Consider the following 14,994-nt stretch of genomic DNA (forward strand, 5'->3'; position numbering starts at 1 on the left):
CTTTATTTATTCATGCGTGGCGCTAGCTAAAATTTCTTGAAGTTGCTGACCATATGCTTTCAAGCCGGTTACACCATCTTTTCGATAAATACGCACTAAATCACTACCAATACCTACGCAATCTGCTCCAGCCTGAAACCAATCCAGTATATTTTTCTCATTCACGCCTCCTGTTGGCATTAACTGCACGGATGGGATAACTGATTTAACCGCTTTCAAAAATGGTGCTCCAACGATGTTAGCAGGGAATATTTTCACTAAACTGCTCTGATATTTTTGTGTAGCTGCCACTTCTTTCATTGACATTGCCCCTGAAAAAACAGGAATTCCGAGTGTTTGCCCAGCTTCTGCGACTTCTTCAATCAAGTAAGGTGAGACAAGAAAATCTGCCTGATGATTAAAACAATCTGTTGCCTCCTCTTCCGTAATAATCGTCCCAGCGCCCACGAGCACATCTGCCTGGTATTTATTTTTCAACATATCAATAAGTGTCGGTGCTTCTGGTACTGTCATCGTAATTTCAATCATTTTGATGCCAACTTCAATCATTGTCTCACTAATCTGCTTTGCTTCTTCAAAACTATCCGTCCTAACAACGACAACAATTTTTTCACGTACTAAACGTTCCTGTACATCTAGCATACAAATTCCCCCTATACTTTATGTCTATCATTCACTTGCTCATTTTTGAGGGTAGATTAGCGATCTACCATTTCTAACTCACCTAAAACAGCTTGTACCTCCTCATAATAAGGCAAACCTTCGTTATCTCCTTTTACACTAACAACCATCGAACCCACTGCATTGGCAAAGTTTAGCGCCTGTTCGAAAGACTGACCTTTTAATAATGACGAAATAAATCCGGCATCAAATCCATCTCCAGCGCCAACCGTATCAACTACCGCCCTTGGCTGAACCGCTGCTACGTCAAAAATCGTTTGCTGATCAGAACCAATCGCACCTTCTGCGCCCCTTTTGATAACGACTTGCTGCACACCATACTGATGAAACCCTGCTAAATAATCGTGTAGTGGCATCTTACCAAGTAGCATCTCCGCCTCTTCTTCACCTGTCAGTAAAATATCGACATCAGGCAAAATCGATTCAATAAAGGCCTTGGCTTCCTTCATCGTCCACATTTTCAAACGAATATTTGGATCGAATGAAATAAGCAAACCATGCTGTTTCGCTAGTTTAATCGCATATTGGACCATTTCTTGATTATGCTGATGAATCGATGGAAAAACGCCTGTAATATGCAAAACCTTTGCCCCGCGAAAATAAGCGCTTTCAAAATCGGACTCTGACAAGGCTTCTGTAGGAGAGTTCTCCCGATAGTAAAATGACTTACTCGAACCATCAGAAAGCACTTCACGAAAATAGACAGAAGTCGAATAGCCATTAACGAACTCGACATGCGTCACATCCACACCTTCTCCTCTAGCAAACGAAAAGATATAGCGACCAAAATCATCATTGCCTAGCTTGCTAATCCAACCTGGTTTCACGCCTAAACGGGCGCAACCGATAGCAAAATTTAACTCCGCACCGCCAGCCTTTCTTTCAAATTGAGGACAAAGACGTAAAGCTCCTTCCTTCATTGGATACATCGAAATTAACGCATCCCCTAATGTGATAACATCCAAAATAACAAACACCTACTTTTCTACAATTACTAAACCGGTTTATGAAGTGATTTTACCAGATTATATGCGTTAGTGCAACAGAAATAGTAAATATTTTTCATTTTCTCACATGTATCACTTTTCCGTAACGAACAGCAGTTCAATGGCACTTTACTGAAAAACAAAGTATACTAATGGGTAGTGAGCTTTATTAAGAGAGGAGTAGATGCTATGAAAAAAAAGAGCATAACGATTGACGATGTGGCGAAAAAAGCAGGCGTTTCTAAAAGCACCGTCTCGCAATACTTAAATAAGCGCTACGAATATATGAGTCAAAGTACCCGCGAAAATATTGAACAAATCATTCATGAGCTTAATTTCCATCCAAATGAATCTGCCCGCAATTTAAAAAATAAAAAGACAACTATCGTCGGTATTGTGGTGGCAAACATTCGCCATGCCTTCTCAACAGAAATGATTCGAATTATTGAAAACGCGCTAGAAGCCCAAGACATATACGTCATTATTTGCAATGCCGATGATAATCCACAAAAAGAAGAGCATCATATTCGCGCCTTACTTTCTCGTAAAGTAGACGGTCTCATCATTTTTCCAACTGAAACGAATGCAACTATTTACCGCCAAATACTGAAAGAAGAGATACCTGTTGTATTCATTGATCGGATTGTCGACGGCCTTTCTGTTGATACGATCCTGCTAGATAACCAAATGGCGGCGTCACTTGCTGTTTCGACACTTGCTGCTAGCGGTCATAACAAAATTGCCATGCTAACACTACCAACAAGATCTGCTATTTCTCCTCGGATTGAACGAATTGAAGGATATAAGACTGCCTTAACTGCTTGCAAAATCCCTTTCAATCCGGACTATATCTACTCAGATGAATTACATACATTGCAGGCTGGCTTAACAAAAATATTCCAATTAGCAGATAGACCAAATGCGCTTATTGCAGGGAATGATCTTATTTTACGCGAGATTTTGCATTTTTTAAAAGTTCAAAAACTGACAATCCCCTCAGACGTAGCGGTAATTGGCATTGATGATGTTTCCTATGCAGATATTTATCAGCCTAGCTTAACAACAATTGCGCAACCAACAGAAAAAATGGGACTAAAAGTAGCCGAAATTATTTTGAATCGCCTACAAAACAAAGAAAAAAAAGACCCTGAGCTCTATCGTTTCGCGCCTGAATTAAAGAAAAGAGATTCTTCTTAAAATCAGTTCTAAGGCAGGACGTTTGGTGTAGCTCGATTTTCTAACATGAAACATATTTTTTTCATCACACGTCTTATTTTAATACCTTTTCTTTCTTTGTTAATTCTAATCAAACTTTCATCAAAATAATGCGGTATTTTCATGCACATGCTTTAATATAGAGAATGTAAAGCAAGGACAGCAATTAGTTTTACCCCCCTTTTTCTAATTGTGTTGTCCCTTGACAAACTCCTTTTTTCGACCAGCCTCCCCTAGCTGGTCGTTTTTTTAGGTTCTGTAGCAAAAAAAGAGTAAGCGACTGTTTATTAGTCGCTTACTCTTTTTTTCGTGCCAGTGTTTACATGTGTTCTAAACGCTCAATTCGACTTGCTATAGGCGGATGGGAATCAAACATTCCTGCCTTCTCTTTTTTCTTCTTCTCACCTTTTGACGGGGTCGTGAAGTAAATCGATTCAGAAGCAGCACTCGGTTGCTTCATTTTTGTTGTATCGCCACCAATTTTGCGAAGGGCATCTGCCAAACCTTGGGGGTTACGCGTCAGTTCAATCGCTGTGGCATCCGCCAAATACTCACGGTTACGGCTAAGCGCGAATTGAATCGCCGTCGCAATAATTGGCGCCAAGATAACAAAGACAAGGGCAACAATATAGATAATAGCTTGTGCACCACCACCGCCATTGTTATCGTTACTTTTCCGATTATTGTTCCCACCAGTGATGCTACCCCAGAAGAGCATGCGCATCGCTAAATCGGATAGAATCGCAACGACAGCAACGAGGGCAATCGCAATTGTAGAAAGTCGAATATCGTAGTTACGAATATGTGCCACTTCATGAGCGATAACGCCTTCTAGCTCATAGCGCTCCAACTTATTCAGCAGACCTCGTGTCACCGCAACAGCACCTTTTTCAGGCGAAATTCCCGTAGCAAAAGCATTGGGACTCGGATCTTCGACAATGTAGACTTTCGGCATCGGAATACCTGCTACCATCGCCATACTTTCTACTGTATCCCAAAGTACTGGTTCCTGATCTTTAGACGTGACTTCCTTCGCCCGATTCATCGTCATAACGACCTTCGAACTGGAAAAAATCATGATCGCAATATAAATAGCACCGATGACAGCTGCCATAATCAAGCCGTTCAGGTAATTATTATAGACCAAAATCCCAATCGCACAACCGACTAGCATCACAAAAATGAAGAATCCTAAAACAATGAACACTGTCTTACGCTTATTAGCCGCTATTTGTTCAAATAACATGGCGCATTCTTCCTTTCAGTGTTTTAGAATTGAACTTTTGGAACCACTTTTTCTTCTTCTGGTGTTGCAAGCATGTCGCGTTTCGTGAACCCGCCCATTTTTGCAACGATGTTAGACGGTACAGATTCAATTTTTGTGTTATACGTCATCACTGTTGTGTTGTACAGTTGGCGTGAATAAGCCACTTTGTTCTCTGTTGTTGCGAGTTCATGTTGCAACTCGATAAATGACGTGTTCGCTTTTAAATCTGGGTAAGACTCTGCCAACGCAAAAACGGATTTCAGCGCGCCTGTTAGCATATTATCTGCTTCCATTTGTTCGCCGCGACCATCTGCTGGAGCTTGCGTCATCATATTACGAGCTTCCACCACTTTTGCGAGTGTTTCTTTCTCGTGTGCAGCGTAACCCTTGACCGTTTCGATTAAATTGGGAATTAAATCAAAGCGACGTTTCAGTTGCACATCAATCTGTGCCCACGTTTCTTCTACTCTGTTGCGATATTTGACAAGGCTGTTATACAGTCCGAAATAAATCAAGACGAGTATGACAACAACCGCGATAGCAATAATCCATCCTATCATGTTCATACAACTCCTTTTCTCGTTTGTTTTCATTATAACAGCGTTTCTAAGGAATCACAATCATTCAGCGGGCCGGCAAACGCTCACCTCCGTCGTTAAAAGCTCTGTTCCAGTGCTCACATACTCTAGTATGCTCCGCCCTGGTACTCGCTTTTGCCGGCCCGCTGATGTTTAGTGGTATGAGGCGCCTTGCGTAAAAACATAATTTTTTTAGGCTTTGACTCGTTTTTTGGCTACCCGTTCTTCTTTTTTCTTGCGCATGAAATAAAATGCTTCTACTGGATGGTCCACCGTCATTTTTACTGTCATCATCGCGTTTGGTGCGCGCTCAATTGGCTTGTCATGTTCATCCCAAAGATCTTTCACGATTTGTTTAAACCCTACTTCTCCTGGACCGTAAAATTCAATTTCTTCACCGATGCCAAAATTGTTTCGCTGTTGAAGCGTCGCGATTTTTGTTGTTGGATCATAATCTAATACTTGTGCTGCGAACGCGTATTGCGGAATTTTGCGAGTTTTGCCAAATAATTGCTCGTCTTCAGTTGGTTCTTGGTAGAAGAATCCCGTCGATAACTCGCGCTGGGCTACTTTCCAAAGTTCAGCTTCCCATGCCGGGTCAAACACGAAATTATCAGGATCGGCACAATAGGCATCCACGACTTTCCGATACACACTTGCCACCGTCGAAACATAATGAATCGACTTCATCCGACCTTCAATTTTGAGGCTATCAACACCGGCTTCCACCATGTCAGGAATAAAGCGAATCATCGAAAGATCCACTGCGCTCATCGAAAATGGCTCTTCATCCTCCTCCACCAAGTTACGCGGCACGCCATTATCGATTTCAAAAAGGTCATACTTCCATCGGCAGCTTTGCGCACAACCGCCACGATTCGCGTCCCGATTCGCCATATGGTTCGACAGCGTGCAACGACCAGAATACGAAATACACATCGCGCCGTGAATGAACGCCTCCATCTCGACATCCGTATGTTGACCGATTTCCTGAATCTCACTCATGCTGACTTCACGCGCCAAAACCACGCGCTCCAAGCCCTGTTGCTTCCAGAATTCAAGGGTCTTATAATTCGTTGCCGAAGCCTGCGTCGACAAATGAACCGGCAAACCTGGCGCATCCGCAAAACAAATACTAATTAGCGCTGGATCCGACACGATCACTGCATCAATCCCAATGTCACGAAGCGTCCGGAAAAATTCACCAGCACCTTCTGTGTCCCCGTCATGCGCGACCATATTCGCCGCCACATACACTTTCGCATCGCGCGCGTGCGCAAATGCCACACCTTCTTGCATTTCTTCATACGAGAAATTCCCTGCACGCGAGCGAAGTCCAAAAGCCTGTCCACCAATATATACAGCGTCCGCACCGTAGCGAATCGCAATTTTTAACTTCTCTAAATTTCCCGCCGGTGCTAAAACTTCCGGCTTCTTCACTATTTTTCTTCCAGTCATTGTTATGCCCTCCTCATTTTACCTCGTCTGGTTGTTTCAAAAAGAATCCGGTTCCAAGTACACGCGTCTCCGGCTGCAACTTTGCTAAACGGTTCACAAATGTTTCCGCCACAAAATCCCCGGCAATCAGCGCCTCTTTCGCCTTCACAAATAGTGCCACAATCGCGACAAAATCCGCGCCTGGCAACAAGACACCGTCCAATTTCCAAGTTCGGAGCCCCGCATTATACACCCGTTCCAAATAAGGCATCAGCGACAAATCTTCCGTCGAAAAAATATGCGTCCCGTTCTCATCCTCATAGATTGGCAACTGGCTATCCGCGTCGTTCGGCTCACGCAAATAAAGTCCGCGATCCTTCGACGTATCATCTTTTATCTCTACAATGTTTTGGTAATTCGTCACGAGTTTGCGCTTCGACTGGTGGATACACGTTGGGCCATACACTTGCACCTCAATCGGCACATCCATTTTCTCCGTAATCGCTTCAAGCTCAATCAGCGTCAACTCGCGCGCCATGACAGCACCCACAGCACCCTGTTTCACCCAAAAATCTACCTGTTCCGCGCTCGTTACAAACGTTTGCGCATCATAGATAAACGGTAAATCGAGTTCCATTTCATGCAACATAAAAACAACACCCGGATCCCCTACCGTAATCGCGTCGATCTTCATGTTAGATAGTTCACGTAAATAATCAGGTAAATCGTGCAGATGCTCATTATGCATCAACGCATTCACGGCCACTAAGACCTTTTTCTCTGCTTCGTGCGCTTTGTTCGTAACTTCACTAACATCGGCGAGCGACAATGATTGCGGCATGCGCAGTCCAAATCGACTTCCCCCAACGTATAGCGTGTCTACCCCTGCGCCCAACAACAATTCAGCTTGCAAAACCGACTCTGCCGTGGCAATAATATTCATGTTTATCTCTCCTTTGATATGTTTAAAACCTACTTGAATAGATTAACATAGATATAGCAAGGCATCAAGCGCATTTTAAAACGAAATAATAACAACCTTCTTCCGCCTTTTTCAATCATCGCAGCCGGAATCACAAAAATGGCTCCTGTATCATACAGAAACCATCCCTTAGAACCGTACTTATTTTTTTAACAAATATCCTTGCTGTGGAGTTCCATTTATTTTCTTCATTTCTACTTTATCCTACCAAGTCCATATCCCCCAGCATCTAATATGCTAGAGCACTTTAAAAGAAGGATTGTTACACAACGCTAAATAAAAGTTGTATATACCGAAATCGGCTGACCAAATTCATCTAGAAGGAATAGAGCAATAGACGTAGACCCCGTCTCTATAATATCTGGGCTTTTATAGGTGAACGTTCCATCACTATTTGTTGTAAAAGTATGGAAATTCCCATTGACAAATAGCTGAATAGTATGATTAGGCAAGCTTTTCCCGTTAATTGTATTTGGGGGAGTCTGGCTAGAAAAAGATAATGTTAATGGTAAAAAATTATCCTTTATTCTTGGTTCTGCAGCCGTAATTTTCCCATTTTCTCTTTGAATAAAGCTCAGTGTATAGTCACCAGGTGGGTTCTCCGTAGGTGTAGGTGTAGGAATTTGAACGACGAAATTACCCTTGTTATCGGCTGTACTAGAACCCAACAGCGTCCCCGTATGATAAACAGAAATCGTTCCTCCAGGAGCACCTGTCCCGTAAATTTTACCAGTCAAATTCGTAATATAAGGCGTTTTTATTACAATAGGAGTAGTAGTATGAGCATGTCCCACCATAACATTCGTATTAGAAGTATAGCCACTCCAGAAGTGAACCCAATCTCCTTCGTCTAAGGTTTTTGGAAGCGTTATTTTAAATTTACCGCCACTAGGGACATAGAAGTACTTGCTTATGGAATTAGGATCAGCACTTTCAAAATAATAAGTGATAGCAGTCCCAGGAATACCTGATCCCGTAATAGTCGTACTTTCATTGTTGATTGGATCGACTGCGAAACCTGTGATTTGCGGCATTTTACCATCAGAATCCGCCTCTACAATATGTGATGTATTAAAAGATATACCAATCAAAATTAATAGCATAACCCCTAATACTGCTAACATTTTTGTTTGCTTGCTCAAAATAATCATTCCTCTCGAGTTTGGTTTTAAAAATAGGTACTAACATCTCTTTTTGTTAACGCCAAGTGCAAGAAAGCTATTATCTAAGTTCTGTAAGGCCTTCCTGTTCTTTCCCCAAGGTTGAATCAGGAAAAATGGATAGTAAATTATAATTAACCGTCATTACTTGATCAGTATTCTCTGCACACTCATTCAGATTAATCACCCCATTTTCTTCATATTTTTGTAAGCAGATCCGCCTCCTCACACCCCTATTTTACCACATTATGGATGACGCGAAAGTGACATAAAAATGTTTTTTTTAATCCTATACCGACATAAGAAAACGCTTACTTTTCATTCCAAAATATAGTCCACAAAAAAAGCACACCAAGCATCCAAAACTTAGAGGTGTGCTATTTGATATAAACATTAAAAAAGGCTAACCTAGCAACCAAATTATTCCTGTTCCTCTTCCTCCTCAATCCGCTCCAGCCTTAAAAGCCGCATTATCGGCCTATAATTTTGGCTCACAAGTCCTAATACCTCGACGAAAAACTCGACAATCACGAGTAACACCAAGATCAGCAAGAACGAGCCCCAAAACGTCGACATTGTAAAAATAAGAGCAAACAGCGAGAACAACGCCGAAATCGCATAAATCAAAATAACCGTTTGACGATGTGTAAAGCCAAGTTTCATCAGACTATGATGCAAATGTGATTTATCCGCCATCGCAATCGGTGTCCGATGCACAATCCGTCTAATGATTGCCAAAATCGTATCAAAAATCGGCACACCTAGAATCAGCACTGGCACAATGAGAGAAATAAACGTGACATTTTTGAATCCCATGAGCGACAGAATCGCGATCACGAATCCAAGGAACAGCGCGCCTGTATCCCCCATGAAAATTTTAGCGGGGTAGAAATTATAAGGTAAGAATCCCAGCGTCGCAGCTGCAAGTACCGCCGTAATCATAATAACGAGCGGGTCTCCCATCACAAATGCCATTCCCATAATCGTTAGTAGCGCAATCGTGGAAACCCCAGCAGCAAGACCATCGAGACCATCAATTAAATTAATCGCATTCGTGATCGCTACAATCCAAACAATTGTAAGCGGAATCGCAAGGTAGCCAAAGTGCCACTCACCACCGAATGGCAGATTAATAAACGTAATATTAATCCCGCCCCAGAACACAATAATTCCCGCAGCAACGACTTGGCCAAGCAATTTATACCTTGCCTTTAATTCCAAAATGTCATCTAACATGCCAGTAATCGCAATCACACTCGCCCCGATGACAAGTGGCCAAAGCAACGTCTTATCGATTGGCAACAAGAACATACCAATTAAAAACGCTACAAAAATTGCAACTCCACCAAGGCTCGGTATCGGTACAACATTAATTCTTCTCTTATCTGGTTTATCCGTAATATCAAATCTAAGTACAATTCGTCTCACAATAGGAGTTAGCAGAAGCGAGGCTAAAAAACATATTAAAACAATGGTCAACATAATCCTCGTACTCCCCTCATGTATAGAGATACATGGTTTTATTTATGTATCAAGATAACTATTTTTGTGCTACGATTGGATGTAGCTTCGGTAGAATCGCGCTTAAATCATTCATGCTTATATAAATAACGCAATTTTATATCATAATGCTACCAACAATTATACCCACAAATCTGAAAAAAAACAATGAAAACCCTGTAGACCATATTTACAGCATAGTACACGCGCTTATAAACGAGCATTAGAATGTAAATTTCACCAATAATAATAAAATTCTAATGGAAAACTAATGCAACTGACAGTGACTTATCTGCCAGTTTGTAGTAAAATAGGAAGTGAGAGAAATTATTCAAGAGAGGTTGAGTCGCACATGCGCGCAGAGAAACGCACGAACACGAAGAAGAAAAAACGTACAGGTTTAAGAATATTCCTATGGTCTATTTTAGGCATTTTCTTAGTTTTAGGAGGAATTGTCGGCTATGCCGTGTTCCAAACTAAATCCACCATGGATAAAATATATGAGCCTGTAGAAGGCAGAACTGCAAATCCCGTAAAACTTGATGGAGGCAATCCATTCTCCGTTCTTATTCTCGGTATTGACCAACGCGAAGGCGATGTCGGACGTTCCGATACAACCATGGTCGCAACTGTGAATGGAACAACGAACAAAGCACAAATCTTGAGTATCCCTCGTGATACACGAACTGAAATTATTGGACATGATTCCACAAACAAAATCAATGCTGCTTATGCTTACGGTGGCGTAAAAATGGCGGAAGACACCGTTACTAACTTTTTAAATGGTATTCCGATTAACTACTATATCAAAATCAACATGGAAGGCCTGAAAGATTTGGTTGACGCTGTTGGTGGTGTAGAAGTTTACAACGATATGGATATCAGCTTAAAAGGTAAAGAGTTCAAAAAAGGTAACATCAAACTAAATGGTGCCGATGCGCTTGTCTATGTTCGTATTCGTAAAACAGATCCACGTGGTGACTTCGGTCGACAAATGCGTCAACAAGAAGTCATACAAGCCGTTGTAGAGAAAGTTGCAACGACACAAACACTGTGGAACTTCGATGAAATCTTGTCCGCAGTCGGAAAAAACATGCAAACCGATTTAACGATGACAGATATTACACGTATCGCCAAAAACTACATTTCTGCACGTAATAACGTAGAAAATATGACAGTTGCTGGTGAAGGTGGTAAGATGGATGGCATTTGGTATTACAATGTATCCGATGCAGAACGTCAAAAATTACACGACAGCCTAGCAAAAAACCTAGAATTGAAATAAAACGAAGAGACTCTCTACATTGGGAGTCTTCTTTATTGTGGGTTGATAAGCTCCCTTAGTACAGTTTATAACAAAAAGGAGCGTGTCGGATAACTTTCAAGTCCACTCGCTCCTTCTATATTTAACTAAAAATAATACTGATAACCACAATCATACCAATCATCGCGATAAATGTCAGCCACGCGGTAGGCCTTGCCATATTGATCGTCCAGCCAACACCGAAACGCTTCTCCACAAAAACCGCTGGATCGTGACGATTAACATAAAACACACCCATTTTCCAATATGCATCATCATCGCGAACCGGTCTCGCGGACGCATCATCATCTTCCCTAAGTTTCAGCCTGCTACCGCCTTGCCCGACACGAACCATCAAGAAAATCAGTCCGCCAAAGATAATCACCAAAACCGCAATTGTCATCGTCATTATAGCTACCTGCGAAATCGCAAAGATAAACGACATTTGAATGACCATAAACAGCAAAATTAACAACGTTCCCATCACAAAATTAAATTGACTATAAATCCGGCGGAACATCACATTTCGTTTCATTGAAAGCGATGGATTATCATTGTCAATGACTTGTTTACTGCGCGTCATCATGAAATTAATAAAGATAAACAAGCCAAGCATCGCGAGTTGCATCATTGGCATCATCATCACCGTCCGATAACTTTTTGCAACCATCCGTGTGATTTCGTTATCAAAATTATACTGCATCGGAATCATGCTAGGAATTTGATCATAATAAATCACCGTCAAACCTACCGTCATACATATCAAAACAAACGGAATCAAATACCAAGCATAGGAAATCGTCAATTTCTGGCGATGGAATGTCGTATCTACCATCACGATATCAACCTTGTTCACCTCATGCAAATTCTCCCGTTTCCACACCAGCGACTCCTTATGGAACCGTAAATAGACTAGAAACGATGCAATCAACACCGCAAAAATACCGGCGATTAAAACCACTGCTTGGGTATTCTCACTTTCGGTTGTGAACGCCAAAATAACCGCCATCATTACTGTCACAATAGCACCAATAACCAAATTCCACTGCATAAATTGTCGCTTCATTCGCCGTATCGCAGGATCTTCTGCTGACTTCTCCCCGATCATCACACCAAAACTCTCACCCCTGCGAATCACATAAGGCGTCATCGCTTGCAAAACAACGATTACAACCATCATTACGATAAAAAATAGCATCTCCATCATTGCTCCTCCTCCGGCTCAATTTCCTCATAGATTGTCGCACAAATCCGTTCCCATTCTGCTTTTGTCACCGACTTACAAATCGATTCCGCAATGAGCGGCCTTACTTTCTTCCTCAATTTCGCATAAAAAGCCTCGGTCGCACGCTCCACTCCATCAGGATGAATCACAACCCCTTTTTGGCGATGAATCAAAATATAACCCTCCTGCTTCAAAAGCTGATACGCCTTATTCACTGTATGGAAATTGATACCGATATCACTTGCCAAACTGCGAACCGATGGCAAATCATCGCCCGGCTTTAACTCCTGTTTCGCAATTCCTTCAATTACTTGATGCATAATTTGCGTGTAAATTGGTTCTTCTGCCTGTAAATCTATTTGAAGTAGCATACGCTTCCCTTCTCTCTATAACTGTTATATGTATAGTATAACAACTATACTAAATAAGTCAAGTATGATTTTAGAGTAGTATTTTTAGCCAGTTGATGGTACTATTAATAATAGTCTTACATATGAAAAATGCTGGGTTTAGTGGCTATTGCAGGCCAAGAAGCCTCAGCTACGAAAGGGGACCTATATGAAAATAGCACGCTTCAAAGAGTCCAAATTATTTTTTTGGACATTAGAAATTTTGGCCTTGGTGATTATCTTATTCGTACTGAACAAGATGAGCTTCCTATTTGCGCCGATTGGAACCATTGTTTCCACACTTTTTTTACCAATTATGATCGCCGGATTTTTATTTTATTTGTTCAATCCGATTGTTCTATTTTTGGAGAAGAGAAAAGTACCGCGTTTAGTAAGTGTATTAAGTATTTTCATCGCGTTCATCCTGATATTAGTGCTAGCCGTCGTTCAACTCGGGCCAATTCTTGCCGATCAAGTGGCTTCGCTCGTACAAGCAGCGCCAAAATACTGGGAGCAATTCCAACATTGGTGGGATAACTTAGTACAGAACAGTAGCATCAAAAATGTAGATATAAAAGCCGAGATGGAGAAGCTAAACATCTCTATACCGAAGCTTTTAAATACGGTTATCGGTAGCTTATCAGGAAGCCTTGGCCTAATTTTTGGCTTCGTTTCTGGTTTTGTGATGATTCTTGTCACCGTGCCATTTATTCTCTTCTACATGTTTAAAGATGGCCATAAATTCCTTGATTCAAGCGGAAAATTTTTCCCACAAGGTATTCGTACAGAAGCTCGTGAAATGATTCAAGCGATGAATAAAACGATTTCCACTTACATTTCAAGCCAAGCAATTGACTGTATGTTCGTTGGTATTTTTACAATGATTGGTTATTTTATCATCGGTGAACCGTATGCGTTATTGTTCGGCTTAATTGCCGGAGTGACCAACATTATTCCTTACCTAGGACCGTTTATTGGAGCGGCACCAGCGGTTATCGTTGCTCTATTTGATTCGCCGCTGCAAGCCGTACTCGTTATCGTTGTCGTAACTATCGTTCAACAAATCGACTCGAACTTGTTATCGCCTTACATCATGGGTAAATCACTATCCATCCATCCGCTAACGATTATCATCATCCTGATTGTTGCTGGTAACTTAGCTGGAATCCTTGGTATGATCCTCGGTGTACCAACTTACGCCGTTGTAAAAACATTGATCGTCAACTTATCACGACTCATAAAGCTGCGGCGAGAAGCTATTGCTGCTGAAAACAACGAGAAACCGGTCATCTAAAAAGCGCCGACACGAGAGATGAGAACAAACCCTCTCGTGTCGGCGCTTTTTAGCTATTTAAATATAACCGTAAACGTCAATACTTCCTCTTCAAAATCGACCGTAAAAGCTGCTCCCGACTTGTGTGCTAACAGATCAATAATCGCCAGGCCAAGCCCCGTATTACTCCCACTGCGCACTCGATCTGCCGTATAAAAGCGTTCAATCAATCGCGGTATATCAGCTTGAGTTAACTGACTCGCCTGATTAGAGAATCGCAAAACTGCTTTGCGGCCTTGCTTGGCAAGTTCGATCTTCATCGGCCCCTCGCCGTGTTTGAGCATATTCGAAATAAAATTATCTACCATTCGTTGCAGCGCCTTACGATCCGCATTAACTGTAACACCCGGCTCCACCAAAAGCTTCGGTGTAATGCCTCGCTTGGAAAAATCCTCATAATAAGAAGCGACTGCCCCCGTCACAAAATCAGATAGTTGAATCGCCTCTGGTTGTAATTTCCCCTCATCATTCGATAGTTTCGACAAGACAAAGAAGTTCTCCACGAGTTCCGTCAAAGTTTGAATCTTATTTTTGATAATGAGGCTGTATTTTTCGCGTTCTTCTGGTGTTAAGGTGTCTCGTTCCATCAGTTGTAAATAACCTGAAAGCGAGGTTAACGGCGTTCTCAAATCATGCGAAACGTTTTCGATTGTCTCGCGTAACTCTTTGTTGAGCGTCATAAACTTCCGCTCCGTTTTTGACTTTGCCTCTAATAACTCATTGACAGTAAGGAGTAGTTGCCTGATTTCTGGCGAAGCGATATCCATTGTTAGTTGCTCGTTCGAACCGCGTCTAGTTGCAATATCTTTTATTTTCGCTGAAGTCGTTCGGAGTTGCTTTTTTATTAAAATTATCCAAACGAGCAACACTACAATGATTGCCCCTAACAGATAAATCATGCCATCCCACTCCTTTCATTCGTTTCTATTCTATCATAC

14 protein-coding genes are annotated in these 14,994 nt (G+C 41.6%); 3 read left to right on the forward strand and 11 right to left on the reverse strand.

The features are described from left to right. Positions 1 to 6: 6 nt before the first annotated feature. Positions 7 to 642 (reverse strand): bifunctional 4-hydroxy-2-oxoglutarate aldolase/2-dehydro-3-deoxy-phosphogluconate aldolase, encoded by a 636-nt coding sequence (locus HCJ54_RS00885; RefSeq protein WP_187136281.1) that lies wholly within the window; start codon positions 640 to 642, stop codon positions 7 to 9. A 56-nt stretch (positions 643 to 698) separates the two neighbouring features. Continuing rightward, positions 699 to 1,646 carry a sugar kinase gene (locus HCJ54_RS00890; protein ID WP_187136282.1) on the reverse strand — a complete coding sequence of 316 codons (948 nt, stop codon included), beginning with the start codon at positions 1,644 to 1,646 and terminating at the stop codon, positions 699 to 701. Positions 1,647 to 1,856: 210 nt separating this feature from the next. On the opposite strand from HCJ54_RS00890, the gene HCJ54_RS00895 reads away from it, so the two are divergent. Next, positions 1,857 to 2,864: a LacI family DNA-binding transcriptional regulator gene (locus HCJ54_RS00895; protein ID WP_187136283.1), complete on the forward strand. Its 1,008-nt coding sequence runs from the start codon at positions 1,857 to 1,859 to the stop codon at positions 2,862 to 2,864. A 337-nt stretch (positions 2,865 to 3,201) separates the two neighbouring features. Here HCJ54_RS00895 and htpX read toward each other — a convergent pair whose 3' ends face one another. From htpX to HCJ54_RS00925, 6 genes are all read right to left on the reverse strand, one after another. Beyond that, positions 3,202 to 4,128: a zinc metalloprotease HtpX gene (gene htpX, locus HCJ54_RS00900; RefSeq protein ID WP_036064063.1), complete on the reverse strand. Its 927-nt coding sequence runs from the start codon at positions 4,126 to 4,128 to the stop codon at positions 3,202 to 3,204. Between the two features lie 23 nt (positions 4,129 to 4,151). Beyond that, a complete protein-coding gene (locus HCJ54_RS00905) occupies positions 4,152 to 4,709 on the reverse strand; it encodes a LemA family protein (RefSeq protein WP_036064060.1) in 558 nt (185 codons plus the stop codon). 210 nt (positions 4,710 to 4,919) lie between these two features. Then, positions 4,920 to 6,185 (reverse strand): peptidase U32 family protein, encoded by a 1,266-nt coding sequence (locus HCJ54_RS00910; RefSeq protein ID WP_187136284.1) that lies wholly within the window; start codon positions 6,183 to 6,185, stop codon positions 4,920 to 4,922. 13 nt (positions 6,186 to 6,198) lie between these two features. Further along, the gene (locus tag HCJ54_RS00915; protein ID WP_187136285.1) at positions 6,199 to 7,107 is read right to left on the reverse strand and encodes a peptidase U32 family protein; all 909 of its coding nucleotides are present in this window, start codon (positions 7,105 to 7,107) and stop codon (positions 6,199 to 6,201) included. A 311-nt stretch (positions 7,108 to 7,418) separates the two neighbouring features. Next, entirely contained in the window at positions 7,419 to 8,288 is an 870-nt protein-coding gene (locus tag HCJ54_RS00920; RefSeq protein ID WP_187136286.1) for an Ig-like domain-containing protein, read from the reverse strand. Between the two features lie 438 nt (positions 8,289 to 8,726). Beyond that, complete coding sequence (locus HCJ54_RS00925) at positions 8,727 to 9,788, reverse strand: glycosyltransferase family 4 protein (RefSeq protein WP_222712937.1); 1,062 nt, start codon at positions 9,786 to 9,788, stop codon at positions 8,727 to 8,729. A gap of 370 nt (positions 9,789 to 10,158) precedes the next feature. Here HCJ54_RS00925 and HCJ54_RS00930 point away from each other — a divergent pair, with 370 nt between their 5' ends. Continuing rightward, positions 10,159 to 11,091, forward strand: coding sequence for an LCP family glycopolymer transferase (locus HCJ54_RS00930; RefSeq protein WP_185411671.1), 933 nt, complete (start codon positions 10,159 to 10,161; stop codon positions 11,089 to 11,091). A gap of 121 nt (positions 11,092 to 11,212) precedes the next feature. Here HCJ54_RS00930 and HCJ54_RS00935 read toward each other — a convergent pair whose 3' ends face one another. Continuing rightward, positions 11,213 to 12,316 carry a DUF1648 domain-containing protein gene (locus tag HCJ54_RS00935; RefSeq protein ID WP_187136287.1) on the reverse strand — a complete coding sequence of 368 codons (1,104 nt, stop codon included), beginning with the start codon at positions 12,314 to 12,316 and terminating at the stop codon, positions 11,213 to 11,215. Further along, positions 12,313 to 12,705: a GntR family transcriptional regulator gene (locus HCJ54_RS00940; RefSeq protein ID WP_185411669.1), complete on the reverse strand. Its 393-nt coding sequence runs from the start codon at positions 12,703 to 12,705 to the stop codon at positions 12,313 to 12,315. The genes HCJ54_RS00935 and HCJ54_RS00940 overlap by 4 nt, the downstream gene beginning before the upstream one ends. Positions 12,706 to 12,892: 187 nt before the next feature. Between HCJ54_RS00940 and HCJ54_RS00945 the strand changes: the two genes are divergently transcribed. Continuing rightward, positions 12,893 to 14,017: an AI-2E family transporter gene (locus HCJ54_RS00945; protein ID WP_187136288.1), complete on the forward strand. Its 1,125-nt coding sequence runs from the start codon at positions 12,893 to 12,895 to the stop codon at positions 14,015 to 14,017. Positions 14,018 to 14,070: 53 nt separating this feature from the next. On the opposite strand, the gene HCJ54_RS00950 is transcribed toward HCJ54_RS00945, so the two are convergent. Then, the gene (locus HCJ54_RS00950; RefSeq protein ID WP_187136289.1) at positions 14,071 to 14,955 is read right to left on the reverse strand and encodes a sensor histidine kinase; all 885 of its coding nucleotides are present in this window, start codon (positions 14,953 to 14,955) and stop codon (positions 14,071 to 14,073) included. Between the last annotated feature and the right edge of the window lie 39 nt (positions 14,956 to 14,994).

The sequence above is a fragment of the Listeria grandensis genome (genome assembly GCF_014322885.1).
GTDB classification, from domain to species: Bacteria; Bacillota; Bacilli; order Lactobacillales; family Listeriaceae; genus Listeria_A; species Listeria_A grandensis.